This is a genomic window from Alkalilacustris brevis (assembly GCF_003350345.1).
GTDB classification, from domain to species: domain Bacteria; phylum Pseudomonadota; class Alphaproteobacteria; order Rhodobacterales; family Rhodobacteraceae; genus Alkalilacustris; species Alkalilacustris brevis.
In genome coordinates, this window is the sequence record NZ_QNVJ01000064.1 from 265,062 (window position 1) to 280,216 (window position 15,155).

Genomic DNA, 15,155 nt, shown 5'->3' on the forward strand with positions numbered 1-15,155 from the left:
GCCCGCCCGGCAACCCCTGGGCAAGCCGGATCGGCCTGAACGCCCCGCCAAGGGACGCTCAGCCATCCGTGCCGCCGAAGCCGTGCATCCGGCGCGACCACTGGATTCCCACCATCATCCCCTTGAGCCGCGGCAACAGCCAAAGCGAGGCCACCACCGTGCCCAGCGAAAATATCAGCGCCATTGGCAACGGATCGGGCCGCCAGGTGATGAAGACCCAGTAGAACGGCGGCACCATCAACTTGCCCACGATCAGGATCGTCAGATAGGCCGGGCCATCATCGGCGCGCTGGTGATGCAACGCCTCGCCGCAGGTTGGGCAGGTATCGCGCACCTTGAGATACCCTTCCAGCAGGGTTCCCTCGCCGCAAGCCGGACACTTGCGCTGCCAGCCATTCAGCATGGCGGGCCGCACCGGCCGGTCTTGCCTGGCTGTGGCGTCGGAGGACGGCATGGCGGGATGTCCGCCCGAGGCAAGCTCGTGTTCGCTGTGCATGGGCTTCATACACTCCCGCATATCATTCAACTGCGCCACTCCTATCAGCCCGCCCGGGCAATGTCAGCCATCCACCGGGCGCGGCATTGCGACGCTGCGCGTGCCATTGCGACGCTGCGCGCGACTTCGTGATCGCCGGCGCGACGGAACGGCACCGGCGCCACGTATCAGAGGCATCGGTTCGCGTGAACATGCCGGGGCAAGAGGCCCCGTGCGGCGCAACGGCGAACAACGCAACAGGAGCAGACCATGACACCCAGAACCAGCCTTTCACTCGCCGCGCTTGCCCTGACAATGGCAACGGGCGCGTTTTTCCTCGCCCCCGTCTCCGCCGAAGCTCAGGCCCCAGGCGACCGCACGCTCGCTTTTGAAGCGATGGATGCGGATGGTGACGGCATCGTCACGCAGGAAGAGTTCGAAGCCTTTCTCGCCGATCGCCCCCGCATGGGCCAACGCGGCATGATGCGCGACCGCGGCGCGATGCGTGGCATGTGGCAGCACGGCGGAATGGGCTTTGGCCCTGGCGCGGCAATGGATGAGGACGGCCGCACCGGCTTTGCCGCGCGGATGATCGAACGCTTCGATACCGACGGCGACGGCGCCCTGAGCGAGGCCGAGATCGCCGCCGCGATGGAGCACATGGCCGAAATGCGCAACGATCCCGCAGCCCGCGCCCGCATGATGTTCGAGCACATGGATACCGACGGTGACGGCATGATCTCGCCCGAGGAATTCGAAACCGCCCACGCCGCCATGCAGGAACGTATGCAGCAGCGCGCCGAAGCAAGGGGTGGCCGGGCCGGGAAAGCGCCGGAGCACCGGCGCCACCGTCATGGGCCGCGCGGGAACTGAGCGGGCCGGCACATTGCCGGGGCGGGGGCTGAGCCCGCGCCCCGGCGCTACCGCTTGCCGCGCGGAGCAACTGCAACTACTCCGTTTGACGGATGGACATGCCCAAGGATCACGCAGCCCCCGCCGGGACGGAAACGCAGCCAGAGGCGCCGGATGCGGCGTTGATGGCGCTTTATTCCAATGGCGATCCGGGGGCGGCGCGGCTGCTGACCGTGCGGCACCTGCCGCGGGTTCTGGCCTTTGCCACGCGGATGCTCGGCGACAGGGCCGAAGCCGAAGACGTGGCGCAGGAGGCGATGATGCGTCTGTGGCGCATCGCCCCGGAGTGGAAGCCCGAGGCCGCGAAGGTCTCGACCTGGCTTTATCGGGTGACGGCGAATCTGTGCACCGACAGGCTGCGCCGCCGGGGCCGCGCGGCGGGGCTGGACGACACGTCGGAACCTGCCGATGGCGCGGCCGGAGTCGAGGCAGGCCTGATCGCCGCCGATCGCGCCGATGCCCTGCGGCAGGCGCTTGCGGAACTGCCGGAACGACAACGCCAGGCGGTGATCCTGCGGCATATCGAGGGGCTGGACAACCCGGCCATCGCCGAAGCGATGGACACCGGCATCGAGGCAGTGGAAAGTCTGATAGCGCGGGGCAAGCGGGGCCTGATGGCGCGCCTGGCACCGCGCCGCAGCGAATTGGGGTATGACGATGACTGACCGGCACGACAAGCCGCGCCACACCACCGGGGAGGAGGCGCTGGAACGTGAACTGGCCCGGCTGGGGCGGCTGGCCCCTCAGCCGGGCCCGGATCTGGTTGCTCGGGTGCTGGCCGACGCGGATGCCCTGCAGGCGCAGCGCCACGGCGAAACGGCGCCCGTTGCCGCGCGCGCCCGTCCAGCAGGCTCGCAATGGTGGCACGTGACCCTTGGCCTGCTGGGCGGGCGGCAGGGGCTTGCAGGGCTGGCCACGGTGGCGCTGGCCGGGTTCTGGATCGGGGCCGACCCGCCGGCGCCAATCACCGCGCTCGAATCCGCGTTCTGGGGGGTTTCGGTCACTGTCGAGATACAGGACGACCCCTTGTTCACGCTGGAAGATTGACCGACCGGAGAAACAACCGAAATGACCAACGCAAGCCAGCCCTCGCCCTCCGGCCCGCCGCGCCAGCGCCTGCTGCGCGTTGTGCTTTTCGTGTCGCTCGCGCTCAACCTGCTGATCGGCGGGCTGGTTCTGGGCGCCGTTGTGGGCCGCGACGGACCGATGCATGACCGACATGTGATGCTCGACCTCAGTTTCGGCCCCTACACGCGGGCGCTGGCGTCGGAAGACCGCGCAGCCCTGCGCGAGGCTTGGCGCACCCATGCGCCCGGCTGGCGTGATCTGCGCGAGACCCAGCGCGCGGAATTCGAAACCTTTGTCGACGCACTGCGGGCCGAGCCGTTCGAGCGGCAACAGCTCGACGCGGTCATGGAGCGGCAGCAGGCCCGGCAAACCGCGCAGCGCGCGCTTGCCTGGCAGATCCTGAGCGATCACCTCGCGGCCATGCCCGCGCACGCACGCGCAACCTATGCCGACCGGCTGTCAGAGGCAGCCAGTCGCAATGGCAGCAGCCGCCCCGAACGCACGGGGCGCGACTGACCCTCGGGCATTTCTGCGGGCGTGCACAGCCCTCAGGCCGCGCGCAACCCGACGCTTACCTTGTTACGCCCGTTGGCCTTGGCCGCCATCAGCGCGGCATCGGCACGCTTGAGCACACGTTCCGTCACGCGGATGCCGGCGCCTTCGGGCGCGCCTTCCCCCGCGACGAGGCCGATCGACAAGGTGACCATGATGCCATGCGCCACGCCCGCCACGATGATCGGCTCGGCGCTGATCGCCCGGCACAGGCGCTCGGCCGCCAGCCGGGCGCTGCCCAGCCCGGCATCGGCCATGGCGATGATGAATTCCTCGCCCCCGATCCTGGCCAGCAGATCATTGGGCCGCAACTGCCCGCGCAACCTGCGCGCAACCTCGACCAGCACGGCATCGCCCGCAGCATGGCCCCAAGTATCGTTGATATCCTTGAAGCGGTCGAGATCCAGCATCATCACCGCATAGCGCCGCCCGGTCTGGTGCGCGCGCTCGGCAAGCTGGGCGATATAGGGCAGGCCGTAACGGCGGTTGTAAAGGCCCGTCAGCGGATCGGTCACGGCCATCTGCAACCCGCTGCGCAGGGTGGCGCGCAACCGTTCGGCACGGCGCTTGCGGCCAATCTGCGCATTCAGGCGGAAAGCCGCCTCATCAGGGGCGAATTCGGCAGCCAGAAGCTCGTTCGCCCCCAGATCCAGCGCCATGGACCCGCACACGGCGCCGCCCACGCCCATCACGACGCAAATCGCAGCATGGCGCGACGCGGTGCGCGCGCGCAATTCAGAGACCAGCCGCAACCCATCGCCCGGCGCCGACAAGTCGGCGCCTATCACATAAGCGTCGGGCGCCAGATCAAGGTCATGCAGTGCTACCTCGGGTGGCACCACGACCAGCCGCGCATCCATCAGAGGCGCCAGAACGCGCCGCCACGAAAGTGCTGTCTGCCGCTTCCCGGCGATCAGCGCAACGGTGGCAGGCTGCTCAAACCCGGCGGCAGGTTCGGAAAACCCGATGGCGCGGGAGGCGGCATCCCGCAAGCGCAGTTCGTTTTCGGTTTCGCGGGCGCGCAGCAGACTACGAATACGCGCCATCAGCATTGCCTCGTCCAGCGGCTTGGTCAGGCAATCCTCGGCCCCTGCCCGCAGCGCCGCCATACGCTGCGCCGCATCCAGCGGCCCCGACAACATGAGAAGCGGGATGTCGCGGGTTGCCGGATCGGCCTTGAGCTGCCGGATAAGCGCAATCCCGGGCATGTCGGGCAGCACCATGTCGAGCAGGATCAGATCAGGGTTGCGCGTTCTCGCCAAATGCAGCGCCGCCGCGCCGTCAGGTGCCTGAATCGCCTCATGGCAGGCCGCAGCGAGCCGGGCCTTGATGACAATCCGGTTCGTCGCAACCGGATCAATAATGAGGATCGCGCCTGACATGGGTTCTCCGATGTTCCCGCAGATGCCGATGCGCCTTGCACCGCCCCGCCTGATCACCTTTTACTCACACTGGTTAAGGATTCCTTTAAGCGAGGGAGAGCAAGTCATGTCGGCGAGCCGCGAAACCGCCGAGGTTGTGGCCCTTAAAGCCCTGCGCTGGCTTTGCGCGCATGAAGAACTTCTGCCCGTTTTTCTGGGCGCTAGCGGCGCCTCGCTGGATGACCTGCGCGAGAATGCGAGCGATCCGGAAACCCTGGGCGCGGTGCTTGATTTTCTGCTGATGGATGAGACCTGGTTGCAGGCCTTCTGCACGCAGGAGGGCCTTACCCCCTCCGAGCCGGGCGCGGCGCGTGCCATGCTGCCCGGCGGGGCCACGATGCACTGGACCTGAGCGGCGCCGCCGCCGGCGCGATCAGAACTTGGGCAGGCTGCGGGTTTCGCCTTCGCGCATACTGGCCATGATGCGCGCCAGTTGCTGCACCTCGTCGGCGGAAAGCTTGCCAAGAAAATGGCTGCCGTTTTCCTCGGCCACAGGGGTGGCGCGCAACAGCAATTCGCGGCCGCCCTCGGTCAGCTTGACGCGAGTGGTGCGGCGGTCGGGCTCGCCGTTGAACCGTACCAGCAGACCGGCGTCTTCCATCCCGCGCAGCGCGCGCGAAGTGGCCGAGCGGTCGATCCCGATAAACTCGGCAATCTCCGACGGCTGGCTTCGGCCCTCGTGCTCGACCGCGAGCAGCACGCACCAGGTGATCCGGGTCAGGCCAAGCGCGCGCAACCCCTCCTCAAGACGCCGCTCCTGCATCCGCGAGGTCAGCGTCATTTGATAAAGCACCGAGTCGTGCAGCCGGTATGTGTGGCATGTGTCCATCCGCCAATCGTTGGACAAGGCAACGAAAGTGTCAACATTGCGCGACACAATGCACCGGCGGGAAAATGCGTGCCGATACCCCTCGTACAGGCAAGGGTTGCAAAATGCGCGCCTCTTTCTATCCTGTTTGCCTCTCGCAACATCTCAGGAGGTGCCGCCCATGCCCGCGCTTTCCGCGGTCGTCTTCGACAAGGACGGCACGCTTTTCGACTTTCACGCAAGCTGGGGCAACTGGACCGCGGCGCTGCTGGAAGAACTGGCTGGAGGCGACCGGATGCGCGCGGGGCGGCTGGGTGCTGCGCTGGGCTATGACCTGACACATCGCAGCTTTGCCCCCGACAGCCCGGTCATCGCCGAAACGCCCGAGATACTGGCGCAGATCCTGCTGCCCTATCTTCCCGGTTTCAGCGGCGCGAGCCTCGTGCAGCGCATGAACGTGCTGGCGGCACAGGCGCAGATGGTCGAGGCGGTGCCTCTGGCCCCTTTCACCGCATCGCTCTGCCAGCGCGGGCTTCGGCTGGGCCTTGTGACAAATGATGCCGAGGCATCGGCGCGCGCGCATCTGGCGGCCGCCGGGATCGCCGCCGGGTTCGATTTTGTCGCGGGCTTCGACAGCGGGCACGGGGCCAAGCCGCAACCGGGGATGCTTCTGGCCTTTGCCCGAAGTGTCGGCGTGGACCCTGCGCAGGTGGTCATGGTCGGCGACAGCCCGCATGACATGATTGCCGGCCGCGCGGCGGGCATGACAACGATCGGGGTGCTCACCGGACCTTCTCCGGCCAGTGACCTGGAGCCGCTGGCCGACGCCATCCTGCCCGATATCGGCCATCTGCCGCATTACCTCGACCGGCATCGAGGCAAGACAGAAGCGTAATCGCGCGGCCCCTGCTCGCGGCTCTCCTTGAATGGCCGTTCTCATTTTCTTTACGCCCCGATCCTAGCATCGCCGCGGTGGGGATGCCGGAGGGGTTTCATGCATGGTCTCATCAACCGCGCGGTCCAGTGCTTTTTGCGTGATGCGTATGGGGCCGACACCTGGCGGGCGGTCGCCGCGGATGCGGGCATCGGCGCGAACGGGTTCGAGGCCATGCTCAGCTATGACGATACGCTAACCGATGCGCTGCTCGTCGCAGCGGTGCAGCGGCTCGACCGCCCTTGCGAACAGATCCTCGAGGATCTGGGCACCTTTCTGGTTTCGCATCCCAGCTTCGAAGGGTTGCGTCGCCTGTTGCGCTTTGGCGGCGTGGGCTTTGTCGATTTCCTGTTTTCGCTTGACGATCTTCCCGGGCGCGGGCGGCTGGCGGTGCCCGACCTGGACCTGCCGCAGCTCGAAATGATCGAGGATGACGGCACCGCCGGGCGATACCGGCTGCTTTGCCGGGCACGACACCAGGGGTTTGGCCATGTCATGCTGGGAGTCCTGCGTGCCATGGCGGATGATTACGGTGCGCTGGCGCTACTGGAACATCGCCACACCGATGAAGACGCGGCAATCATAGACATCCACCTTCTGGATCAGCGCCACGCCTCGGGCCGCGCCTTCGATCTGGCCGAAGGCTGGAGGGGCGGATGAGCGCCGCGCGCGCACCCACAGCGCCGGTTCTGCCCGTCGGGCTGGACGCGCTTGGCAGGCTCATGCCAATGAGTCTCTGGGTCGGCCCCCGGGGCATCATCCATGGTGCCGGGCCGACGCTAGCCAAGCTGTTTGCCGGGCAGACCCTGATCGGCGCGGAGTTCTTCGATCTGTTCGTGATGCTGCGCCCGCGCAACGTGGGGGATCCCTCGGCGCTTGTGCAGTGCGGCGGACAGCGGCTGAAACTGCGCCTGCGTCAGCCGCCCCATACCGGCCTCAGGGGGCAATGCGTGGCACTGACCGGGGGGCAGGGGGTGTTGCTCAACATGTCTTTCGGGATCGCCGTGGCAGATGCGGTGCGCGACCACCGGCTGACCGACAGCGATTTCACCCCCACCGATCTGGCCGTCGAGATGCTGTATCTCATCGAAGCGAAATCAGCAGCGATGGAAGAATTGCGCCGCCTGAACCTTCGGCTGCAGGAGGCCCGTGCCGCCGCCGAAAACCAGGCGCTGACCGATGCCTTGACCGGGCTGCGCAACCGCCGGGCGATGGACCTCGCGCTTGAAGACGCCGCGCAGCGCCACATCGCCTTCGGCCTGCTGCATGTCGATCTGGATCGTTTCAAACAAGTCAACGACACGCTTGGCCATGCTGCGGGCGATCATGTTCTGGCCCATGTCGCCCGCATCCTGCGTGAGGAAACGCGTGCGGACGATACGGTTGCGCGGGTGGGCGGCGATGAATTCGTGCTGATCCTTCCCGGTCTGACAAGCGGCCGCGCGCTCAACCGCATCGCGGAGCGGATCATCCGGCAGATCGAGGCTCCGGTCAGGTTCGATGGCCAGCTTTGCCGGGTCTCGGCGAGCATCGGCATGACCAGTTCTGTGCATTACCCGGCGCCGCGCCCCGACCGCCTCCTCAGCGATGCCGACCGCGCACTCTATGTCTCGAAGAACAGGGGCCGGGGGCGGTATACGCTTTTTACCCCGTCCCTCAAAGGAGACCCTGCCTGCCATTGCCGCGCGGAGCCCGGAACGGCGCAGGGCCAGGGCGCCCCCGGCGCGCGCGCATAATGCCGAAAGAATGCGCCACCTCTGGCCACGTCTCGCGGTGCTGGCAGTCGCGCGCGGCAACGGCTTTGCCGCATGGTCCCGCGCGTGACCTTTGGCAAAACCGGGAGTTACGCCGTGTTTCGACAAATCGACCGTGATATTTCAAAGGCTGGAGCGGGTGAAGGGAATCGAACCCTCGTCGTCAGCTTGGGAAGCTGCTGCTCTACCATTGAGCTACACCCGCCTGTGCAAGCCGAGGTAGCCAAAGCCGCGCGGGAGGTCAAGCGCGATGCGCGCGGCGGACGGCGTTTCAGGCCAGTGCGTCAGAACCGGCCTGGCCGAAAGGGGGCGGGATCGAGCGCGGCTTGGCGCCCGGCAACGCCGTCAGCAATTACTTCCGCGGTAACAGGCGCCAGGGTAAGGCCCAGATGCCCGTGGCCGAAGGCCAGCCAGACCCCCCGCGCCCCCGGCACCGGGCCGATGACCGGCAAGGAGTCGGGCAGCGAGGGGCGAAATCCCAGCCATTGCCGGCAGGGCGGTGGCAGATCGGGCAGGAAATGCCGCGCGTGGCGTTCCAGAGCACGCAGCCGACGGGGGGCCGCCGGGGCGTTCAGCCCGCCCAGTTCAACCGTGCCGGCCACCCGCAGCCTGCCCGCCATCGGGCAGAAATAGAACCCGCGCCGCTCAGGGCTGACGGGGCGGCTGAAACGGCTCGCGGCGGCATCAAACTCCAGGTGATAGCCGCGTTCGGTTTCAAGGGGAACACGCGCCCCCGCCGCCTGTGCAAGCGGGGCTGACCAGGCGCCGGCGGCGATCACCACATGCCGGGCAGTCAGCGAAAGGCCTGGCCCGGTCAAGCTGGCCCCGCCCCGCCCCCCAGGGCGCAGACCGGTGACGTGTGTGTCGATCCGGCGCACGCCCGCCATCGCAGTGGCGTTGGCCAGCTTGCGCATCATCGCGGTCGGGTCGGTCACGCTGCGGCCATCGGGGAAATACGCCGCCCCCGCCACCTTGCCCGCCGAGACAGCAGCGGCAAGTGCCGGTTCCATTTGCGCGACCTCGGCACCGCCTAGCTGTTCCAACTGCACGCCAAGGGCGCGCTGCCAGGCGCGGCCACCTTCGGCGGCGATGCTCTCGCGTTCTGATTCGTAAAGAAGCAGCGCCCCGTTCGCGCGCAGCAGTTCCGTGCCATCTATCTCGGCGGCCAGATCCTGCCACCCGCTGCCCGCGCGATTCATCAGGCTGGCCAGCGCCTGCGCGTTGCGCTGTGCCGGGCGGGGCAGCGACTGCCGCAGAAAGCGCAGCAGCCAGGGCGCCAACGTGGCAATCGCCGCAGCCCGGATCGACAGCGGGCTTGTCGATGACAGCAGCAATCGTGGCAAATCGCGCAGCAGGCCCGGCTGACCCAGCGGCAGAACCGCGTAATCCGCAATCACTCCCGCATTGCCATGAGAGGCCCCTTCGCCGGCCTGGTCCGTGGGGGCGATCAGCGTTACCTCGTGGCCTTCGCGCGCCAGGCGCAGGGCGATCGAAAGCCCGGTCACCCCGGCGCCGATAACGGCGATCTCGCCCTCTTCAGGGGTTTGTTGCGGATCACGGGGCTGCAAGCCGGGCCTTGTTCTGTTTTATCACGTCGCGGTTGGATTGCGCGAGTGTTCCTCGGCGCGCTGCCTGCATAGAGAACGATTCGCCGCCTTGCGTCCAGACGCATGTGCAAATGTCCGTGCGGGTGATGCAGCATGGACTCGCTATGTGACCGCGCGCGCTCAGTACCCCTGGCCGGGGTCAACCTGGTGCAGAAACGGCAGGCCGGTTTCCCCGCGCAGGATGTTCTGCGCAATCACACGGGCGGCGCTGGCGGGGCGGGTTTCCGCGGCGATATGCGGCGTGACGGTCACGCGCGGATGCGCCCAGAAGGGATGCGCTGCAGGCAGCGGTTCGGTGCGGAAGACATCGAGCGTGGCATGGGCGACATGCCCGCTGTCGAGCGCGGCAATCAGCGCCTCGTCATCGATCAGCGCGCCGCGCCCGGGGTTGATCACCACGGCCCCGCGCGGCAGTTGTGCCAGCCGCTCGGCATTGAGCAACGACTCGGTCAGCGGGGTATGCGGCAACAGAAGCACCAGAATCTCCGCCTCGGTCAGCGTCTGCACAAGCCCGCATTCGCCGGCATGGCACGTGATCTGCGACTGGTCCCGCGGGGTGCGGCTCCAGCCGGTGACGTTGAAGTTCAACCGGGCCAGGGCGTCGGCACAAGCCCGGCCCAAGGCCCCCAGCCCGAGAACGGCGACCTTGCGGTCTCGTGCCAGCGGGGGCGGTTCCTGATTCCAGGTGCCGTTCTGCGCGGCCAGGAGCGCGTCCAGCCCCAGATGGTAACGCAGCACATGGCCGGTGACATATTCAACCATCCCCTCGGTCAGCCCGTAATCGACCATGCGGCAGAGCGGCTGGGTCAACGTCGGGTTGTTCACGATCTTCTCCACCCCCGCCCAGAGGTTGAGCACCGCCTTGCAGCCGGTATAGGGGCTGAAATCCTCGATCACGCCGTCGGGCGAATAGATGATGTAATCCACCGCCGCTGGGTCGCGTGGCGGTGTCTCAAGCAGTTCGGCCTCGACGCCCGCTTCCCTCAGCGCATCGCGCAACGGGGTGGCATAATCGGGCCAGAGATCAGGATTGGCGGCAAAATAAATGTCAACGCTCATGCCCGTCCCCTAGGCCTGTGAATATGCGCGCTCTGCACCAGGCCGAATCCGATCATCAGCACCAGCATGGCCGAGCCACCGTAAGATACCAGCGGCAAGGGCACCCCCACAACCGGGGCGAGACCCATGACCATCGCCATGTTGACCGCGAAGAACAAGAAGAAATTGGCCGCCACCCCCAATGTCACGAGCTGCGAAAACCGGCTTTTCATCTTCATTGCCGCAACGATACAGAAGATCAGGATCAACGCATAGAGCAACAGCAGTGAGGCCCCACCAAGAAAGCCGAACTCCTCGGCCAGGGTTGTGAAGATGAAATCCGTGTGCTTTTCCGGCAGGAAGTTCAGCCGCGATTGCGTGCCCTGCATGAAGCCGCGTCCCGACCAACCGCCCGAGCCGAGCGCGATCTTCGACTGGCTTATGTGATAGCCTGCACCCAACGGGTCTATCGACGGGTCGAGAAAAGCGTCGATCCGGCGATACTGGTAATTCTGCAAAAGCTGCCAGTCGGTCCCGCGCGAGACCATCACAGCCGTGACAACGCCCACGCCCGCGCCGATAACCACGGCGAAGTAGATCCAGCTGACACCGGCCAGGAACATCACTGCCCCGCCCCCGGCCAGCAAAAGCAGTGCGGTGCCCAGATCGGGCTGGCGCAGGACCAGCGCGGTGGGCAGCAGGATCAGCAAGAGCGCGATCACCACCCAGACCGGGCGCGAGGTCTTGCGGATGTCAAGCCAGTCGTAATAGGCGGCCAGCACCATTACCAGCGTGATCTTGGACAGTTCCGAAGGCTGAAGCCGGATGATGCCGAGATCGATCCAGCGCTGTGCCCCCATACCCACCGAACCGAAGAATTCGACGAACACCAGCAGCAGCAGCGAAAGCCCGTAGGCGAGCCCGGCGACATTGCGCCAGAACCAGATCGGCACGAAGGCTACCACGAACATCATCGCCAGCCCCAGCGCAAAACGCTTGATCTGCGGGTCGGCCCAGGGGGCAAGCTGCCCCCCGGCAATGGAATAGAGCATCAGGAACCCGACCCCGGCCACAGCCGAAAGCAGCAGCACCAATGCCCAGTTCACATGAAGCACCTTTGCCGCGCCGGTCGGCACACGCTGAACCGCGTATTCGAGATAGCTCATGCGCGCCCCCGCGACCCTTGCGTGCTGCGCTCGATCCGTTCGATCAACTCGCGCTGCATGGTTTCGATGCGATTGCGCTGCGGGGCCGGATAGGCCGATAGCGGCGGCGTGCCTTCATGAAGCGCCTGCAGGATGATGTCGCGCGCGACCGGCGCCGCCGCGCTGGAGCCGCCGCCGCCATGTTCCACCACCACCGACACCGCAAGGCGCGGGGCGTCGGCGGGCGCGAAACCGACGAAGAGCGCGTGGTTGCGCCGGTTCCAGGGCAGATCCTCCTGGCTGCGCACGCCTGCGGCGCGCTCTTCGGCGGTAATGCTGAAGACCTGGCTTGTCCCGGTCTTGCCGGCCATGCGGTGCGAGGCCTCCACAATCCGGGTGGAGTAGGCAGTGCCGCGCTGGTGGTTCGAAACCTCGTCCATCCCCCGCCGCACGAGGTTGAGCCAGCGCTGGTCGAGCCCAAGCGGCGGGGCGTCGGCGGCGCCCGGCATTTCCTGGCCATCTATGGCGCGCACAAGCCGGGGTGCGACGGCACGGCCGCTGGCCAGCCGCGCGGTCATCACAGCCAGTTGCAGCGGCGAGGAAAGCACGAAGCCCTGGCCGATCGCGGCATTGATCGTGTCGCCCACCAGCCACGGCTCGCCGCGGCGGGTCTGTTTCCATTCGCGTGTGGGGTTGAGACCGGCGGCAATGGCCGAAAGCGGCAGGTCGTGCCGCTGGCCCAGCCCCAGCCGCGCGGACATGTCGTTGATGCCCTCGATTCCCAGCCGCTGGGCGATCTCGTAGAAATAGACATCGCAGCTTTCGCTGATCGCCGAGACCATGTTGACCCGGCCATGCCCGCCCCGCCGCCAGCAATGAAACCGCCGCCCCGACACATCCATGTGGCCGGGGCAGAAGATCCTTTCGTCGGGCGTGACGATTCCGGCTTCGAGCGCGGCCAGAGCCACCACCATCTTGAAGGTCGAGCCGGGCGGATAAAGCCCTTGCGCCGATTTGTCGGCGAGCGGGCGAAACTCGTTTTCCGTCAACGCGCGGTAATCGGGCACCGAAATGCCGCGCACGAAAAGATTCGGGTCAAAACTGGGGGCCGAAGCGATGGCCAGAAGATCGCCGCTATCAACATCCATGACGATGGCCGAGGCGCTTTCGCCCTCAAGCCGCGCCATCACATAGCTCTGCAGCCGGTGATCCACTGTCAGCTGGACATTGCGCCCCGGGGTGCCCTCCTGGCGGTCCAGCTCGCGCATGACGCGGCCCACGGCGTTCACTTCGATCCGGCGCGAGCCGGCGGCGCCGCGCAGCACGCCTTCCAGGTGCCGCTCGACCCCGATCTTGCCAATCTGGAACCCGGGGATCTGCAACACAGGCTCGGGCGCCTCCAGCGCGGCCAGGTCCGCCTCGCTCACCGGGCCGACATAGCCCACCACATGGGCAAACTCCGGCCCCAGCGGATAATGGCGCGACAGGCCCATCTCGGGGGTGACGCCGGGCAAGGCCGGCGCATTGGCGGCAACCTTGGCCACAGCGTTCCATGGCAGGCGTTCGGCCACGGTGACGGGCACGAACGGGCGGTTGCGCATGGTGTCACGCAAAGCGCGCGCGACATCCTCTTCGCTCAGGTCGATCAGCAGGGCGAGGCGCCGCAACACCTTTTCCACATCGCCCGCATCCTCTCGCACGATGACCACGCGATAGTTCTGCTCGTTGCCGGCGATCACCTGGCCCTGCCGGTCATGGATCAACCCGCGGATCGGCGGAATCAAGCGGATATTGATGCGGTTCTCGTCGGCCAGCAGGCGAAACTGATCGGCCTGCTCGACCTGCATCTGGCGCATTCGGAACAGCAGCGCCCCCATCGCCATCGCCTGCACGCCGCCCAGAATGAGCGCCCGGCGCGAAATCTTGCGCGCACTTTCCTCGGTATCGCGGCGCGGCGGCTTCATAGCGGGCGCCCCAGGGCATCGACCTCGCCAGTGGCGGGCTTGCGCACGCGCAGGGCCGCATGGCACGCGGCCACAACCAACGGATAGGCCATGACGGTCAGCAACATCTGTAACAGGCTCAATCCCAGCACGGGCCGGGGAAGCATTGCAAGGTTCAGCAGCAGCCGCTCGGCCAGGAACATGGCCATCATCACCAGTGAAACCATCCCCCACTCGGCGGGAAAGCCCAGCTCGCGCATAAGCGCCTGCCGGTGGCGCAGGAACTCCGTGCCCATCAGCACGATGGCGGCCCACAGCCCCGGCGGGCGCATCAGCAGCAGGTCTTCCAACACAAAGACGGCAGCCACGAGCAGGGCCGGCATGTAATCGGGCCGCCGCAGCACCCAGGCCAGCACAAGGCATAGCAGAAGGTCAGGCCCGGGCAGGCCCGCAGGCATCAGGTCAAGCGGCAACAGACGCAGAAACAGCGACGCGCCCGCCAGCGCCACGAACAGCGCCCAGTACCGCCAGGGGCTGGTCCAGACTGGCTCAGCCATCGGCGCGCTCCGCCTGAAGCTCGCTTTCGGAAAGCGGCGCTTCCTCAGCGGGCTCTTCCGGCTCTTCCGGATCGGGCAGCGGCACCAGCAGCGCACCGGCGTCGTCGATCCGCTCCATCGGGCGCGAGCGCAGCACACGCAGAAACTCAAGGCGCTGGTAATCGGCGGCCAGGCGCACGCGCAACTGCCGGTCGCTGCCCTGGGCAACCTGCCCCACCAGCAGCCCGGCGGGAAACACCCCGCCATCGCCCGAGCTGACGACCCTATCGCCCGGTCGCACATCCTGCGCGGATTCGAGGAAATCCAGCGGCGGCATCGCGCTGTTGTCGCCCACCAGCAGCGCGCGCTGGCCCGAGGGCTGCACCGTGACCGGGATCCGGCTGTTGGAATCGGTCAGTAGCACCACGCGGCTGGATTGCTGACCCACGCCCGAGATCCGCCCGACAAGGCCTAGCCCGTCCATCGCCGCCCAGCCATCCTGGATGCCATCACGCGCGCCCACGTTCAGCAACACCGAACGCCGGAAGGGCGAGCCGGAATCGGCCAGCACCACGCCCGTGACATGGGTGAGCTGCGGATTGAGCCGCACCTGGTTGAGGTCGCGCAGCCGCGCATTCTGCTGTTCAAGCTGAAGTGCGGCCTCGCGCCAGGCCTTCATCTGCTGCAATTCGCGCCTGAGTTCCTGATTCTGTTCGTAAAGCCGCGCGTAGGACCGAGCCTCGCCCAGCATGTTGGCAGCCTTGGTGACGGGCAGAAGCGCCCAGTCGAAGCTGGGCACCACACGGTCGACAAGCGCGATGCGGAACCGTTCCACCCGCGGGCTGTCGACCCGCCAGAGCGCGAAAACCGCCAGCAGCGTCACCACCAGACAGCCGATCAGGATACGCCTTACCGGGCGGGCATATGCGTCCTGGGGTGTCCGCTCCTTTGCCACGACTGCC

At 66.9% G+C, this 15,155-nt stretch carries 17 protein-coding genes and 1 tRNA gene; 8 read left to right on the plus strand and 10 right to left on the minus strand.

Annotation, left to right across the window (positions count from 1 at the left end; genetic code table 11):
* Nucleotides 1–58: 58 nt before the first annotated feature.
* The gene (locus DQ229_RS10780) at nucleotides 59–496 is read right to left on the minus strand and encodes a DUF983 domain-containing protein (RefSeq protein ID WP_420796861.1); all 438 of its coding nucleotides are present in this window, start codon (nucleotides 494–496) and stop codon (nucleotides 59–61) included.
* A gap of 249 nt (nucleotides 497–745) precedes the next feature.
* Between DQ229_RS10780 and DQ229_RS10785 the strand changes: the two genes are divergently transcribed.
* The 4 genes from DQ229_RS10785 to DQ229_RS10800 all read left to right on the plus strand — a co-directional run bounded on the left by DQ229_RS10785 (nucleotide 746) and on the right by DQ229_RS10800 (nucleotide 2,971).
* A complete protein-coding gene (locus DQ229_RS10785) occupies nucleotides 746–1,348 on the plus strand; it encodes an EF-hand domain-containing protein (protein ID WP_114966257.1) in 603 nt (200 codons plus the stop codon).
* Nucleotides 1,349–1,440: 92 nt separating this feature from the next.
* The gene (locus tag DQ229_RS10790; RefSeq protein ID WP_420796862.1) at nucleotides 1,441–2,052 is read left to right on the plus strand and encodes an RNA polymerase sigma factor; all 612 of its coding nucleotides are present in this window, start codon (nucleotides 1,441–1,443) and stop codon (nucleotides 2,050–2,052) included.
* The gene (locus DQ229_RS10795) at nucleotides 2,045–2,434 is read left to right on the plus strand and encodes a hypothetical protein (protein ID WP_114966258.1); all 390 of its coding nucleotides are present in this window, start codon (nucleotides 2,045–2,047) and stop codon (nucleotides 2,432–2,434) included. The genes DQ229_RS10790 and DQ229_RS10795 overlap by 8 nt, the downstream gene beginning before the upstream one ends.
* A 21-nt stretch (nucleotides 2,435–2,455) precedes the next feature.
* Entirely contained in the window at nucleotides 2,456–2,971 is a 516-nt protein-coding gene (locus DQ229_RS10800; RefSeq protein WP_114966259.1) for a periplasmic heavy metal sensor, read from the plus strand.
* Nucleotides 2,972–3,003: 32 nt separating this feature from the next.
* Here the strand turns inward: DQ229_RS10800 and DQ229_RS10805 are convergent, their stop codons facing one another.
* The gene (locus tag DQ229_RS10805) at nucleotides 3,004–4,389 is read right to left on the minus strand and encodes a diguanylate cyclase (RefSeq protein ID WP_114966260.1); all 1,386 of its coding nucleotides are present in this window, start codon (nucleotides 4,387–4,389) and stop codon (nucleotides 3,004–3,006) included.
* A 106-nt stretch (nucleotides 4,390–4,495) separates the two neighbouring features.
* Here DQ229_RS10805 and DQ229_RS10810 point away from each other — a divergent pair, with 106 nt between their 5' ends.
* A complete protein-coding gene (locus DQ229_RS10810) occupies nucleotides 4,496–4,780 on the plus strand; it encodes a DUF3572 domain-containing protein (protein ID WP_114966261.1) in 285 nt (94 codons plus the stop codon).
* A 21-nt stretch (nucleotides 4,781–4,801) separates the two neighbouring features.
* Here the strand turns inward: DQ229_RS10810 and DQ229_RS10815 are convergent, their stop codons facing one another.
* Nucleotides 4,802–5,257, minus strand: coding sequence for a MarR family winged helix-turn-helix transcriptional regulator (locus DQ229_RS10815; protein WP_114966262.1), 456 nt, complete (start codon nucleotides 5,255–5,257; stop codon nucleotides 4,802–4,804).
* A 160-nt stretch (nucleotides 5,258–5,417) separates the two neighbouring features.
* Between DQ229_RS10815 and DQ229_RS10820 the strand changes: the two genes are divergently transcribed.
* The 3 genes from DQ229_RS10820 to DQ229_RS10830 all read left to right on the plus strand — a co-directional run bounded on the left by DQ229_RS10820 (nucleotide 5,418) and on the right by DQ229_RS10830 (nucleotide 7,906).
* Nucleotides 5,418–6,131, plus strand: coding sequence for an HAD family hydrolase (locus DQ229_RS10820; protein ID WP_114966263.1), 714 nt, complete (start codon nucleotides 5,418–5,420; stop codon nucleotides 6,129–6,131).
* Nucleotides 6,132–6,230: 99 nt separating this feature from the next.
* Nucleotides 6,231–6,830, plus strand: a complete 600-nt coding sequence (locus DQ229_RS10825) for a heme NO-binding domain-containing protein (protein ID WP_114966264.1) — start codon at nucleotides 6,231–6,233, stop codon at nucleotides 6,828–6,830.
* Nucleotides 6,827–7,906, plus strand: coding sequence for a diguanylate cyclase domain-containing protein (locus tag DQ229_RS10830; RefSeq protein ID WP_114966265.1), 1,080 nt, complete (start codon nucleotides 6,827–6,829; stop codon nucleotides 7,904–7,906). The genes DQ229_RS10825 and DQ229_RS10830 overlap by 4 nt, the downstream gene beginning before the upstream one ends.
* Nucleotides 7,907–8,055: 149 nt before the next feature.
* On the opposite strand, the gene DQ229_RS10835 is transcribed toward DQ229_RS10830, so the two are convergent.
* The 7 genes from DQ229_RS10835 to mreC form a co-directional block, all read right to left on the minus strand.
* Nucleotides 8,056–8,129 (minus strand) — tRNA-Gly (locus DQ229_RS10835).
* Between the two features lie 79 nt (nucleotides 8,130–8,208).
* Nucleotides 8,209–9,492: an NAD(P)/FAD-dependent oxidoreductase gene (locus DQ229_RS10840; protein ID WP_114966266.1), complete on the minus strand. Its 1,284-nt coding sequence runs from the start codon at nucleotides 9,490–9,492 to the stop codon at nucleotides 8,209–8,211.
* A 159-nt stretch (nucleotides 9,493–9,651) separates the two neighbouring features.
* The gene (locus DQ229_RS10845) at nucleotides 9,652–10,590 is read right to left on the minus strand and encodes a 2-hydroxyacid dehydrogenase (RefSeq protein WP_114966267.1); all 939 of its coding nucleotides are present in this window, start codon (nucleotides 10,588–10,590) and stop codon (nucleotides 9,652–9,654) included.
* The gene (gene rodA / locus DQ229_RS10850) at nucleotides 10,587–11,735 is read right to left on the minus strand and encodes a rod shape-determining protein RodA (protein ID WP_114966268.1); all 1,149 of its coding nucleotides are present in this window, start codon (nucleotides 11,733–11,735) and stop codon (nucleotides 10,587–10,589) included. Before rodA ends, DQ229_RS10845 begins: the two co-directional genes overlap by 4 nt.
* Complete coding sequence (gene mrdA, locus DQ229_RS10855) at nucleotides 11,732–13,678, minus strand: penicillin-binding protein 2 (protein ID WP_114966269.1); 1,947 nt, start codon at nucleotides 13,676–13,678, stop codon at nucleotides 11,732–11,734. The genes rodA and mrdA overlap by 4 nt, the downstream gene beginning before the upstream one ends.
* On the minus strand, nucleotides 13,675–14,214 hold the full coding sequence (locus DQ229_RS10860) for a rod shape-determining protein MreD (RefSeq protein WP_114966270.1): 540 nt from the start codon (nucleotides 14,212–14,214) through the stop codon (nucleotides 13,675–13,677). The genes mrdA and DQ229_RS10860 overlap by 4 nt, the downstream gene beginning before the upstream one ends.
* Nucleotides 14,207–15,148, minus strand: a complete 942-nt coding sequence (mreC, locus tag DQ229_RS10865) for a rod shape-determining protein MreC (protein ID WP_114966271.1) — start codon at nucleotides 15,146–15,148, stop codon at nucleotides 14,207–14,209. Before mreC ends, DQ229_RS10860 begins: the two co-directional genes overlap by 8 nt.
* Between the last annotated feature and the right edge of the window lie 7 nt (nucleotides 15,149–15,155).

Excerpts from the sequence above, each read along its gene's own strand:
- DQ229_RS10780 (WP_420796861.1), bottom strand. The coding sequence starts at position 496 with ATGCACAGCGAACACGAGCTTGCCTCGGGCGGACATCCCGCCATGCCG.
- DQ229_RS10830 (WP_114966265.1), top strand. The coding sequence starts at position 6,827 with ATGAGCGCCGCGCGCGCACCCACAGCGCCGGTTCTGCCCGTCGGGCTG.
- DQ229_RS10785 (WP_114966257.1), top strand. The coding sequence starts at position 746 with ATGACACCCAGAACCAGCCTTTCACTCGCCGCGCTTGCCCTGACAATG.
- DQ229_RS10800 (WP_114966259.1), top strand. The coding sequence starts at position 2,456 with ATGACCAACGCAAGCCAGCCCTCGCCCTCCGGCCCGCCGCGCCAGCGC.
- rodA (WP_114966268.1), bottom strand. The coding sequence starts at position 11,735 with ATGAGCTATCTCGAATACGCGGTTCAGCGTGTGCCGACCGGCGCGGCA.
- DQ229_RS10805 (WP_114966260.1), bottom strand. The coding sequence starts at position 4,389 with ATGTCAGGCGCGATCCTCATTATTGATCCGGTTGCGACGAACCGGATT.
- DQ229_RS10825 (WP_114966264.1), top strand. The coding sequence starts at position 6,231 with ATGCATGGTCTCATCAACCGCGCGGTCCAGTGCTTTTTGCGTGATGCG.
- mrdA (WP_114966269.1), bottom strand. The coding sequence starts at position 13,678 with ATGAAGCCGCCGCGCCGCGATACCGAGGAAAGTGCGCGCAAGATTTCG.
- DQ229_RS10860 (WP_114966270.1), bottom strand. The coding sequence starts at position 14,214 with ATGGCTGAGCCAGTCTGGACCAGCCCCTGGCGGTACTGGGCGCTGTTC.
- DQ229_RS10820 (WP_114966263.1), top strand. The coding sequence starts at position 5,418 with ATGCCCGCGCTTTCCGCGGTCGTCTTCGACAAGGACGGCACGCTTTTC.
- DQ229_RS10790 (WP_420796862.1), top strand. The coding sequence starts at position 1,441 with ATGGACATGCCCAAGGATCACGCAGCCCCCGCCGGGACGGAAACGCAG.
- DQ229_RS10845 (WP_114966267.1), bottom strand. The coding sequence starts at position 10,590 with ATGAGCGTTGACATTTATTTTGCCGCCAATCCTGATCTCTGGCCCGAT.
- DQ229_RS10810 (WP_114966261.1), top strand. The coding sequence starts at position 4,496 with ATGTCGGCGAGCCGCGAAACCGCCGAGGTTGTGGCCCTTAAAGCCCTG.
- DQ229_RS10795 (WP_114966258.1), top strand. The coding sequence starts at position 2,045 with ATGACTGACCGGCACGACAAGCCGCGCCACACCACCGGGGAGGAGGCG.
- DQ229_RS10815 (WP_114966262.1), bottom strand. The coding sequence starts at position 5,257 with ATGGACACATGCCACACATACCGGCTGCACGACTCGGTGCTTTATCAA.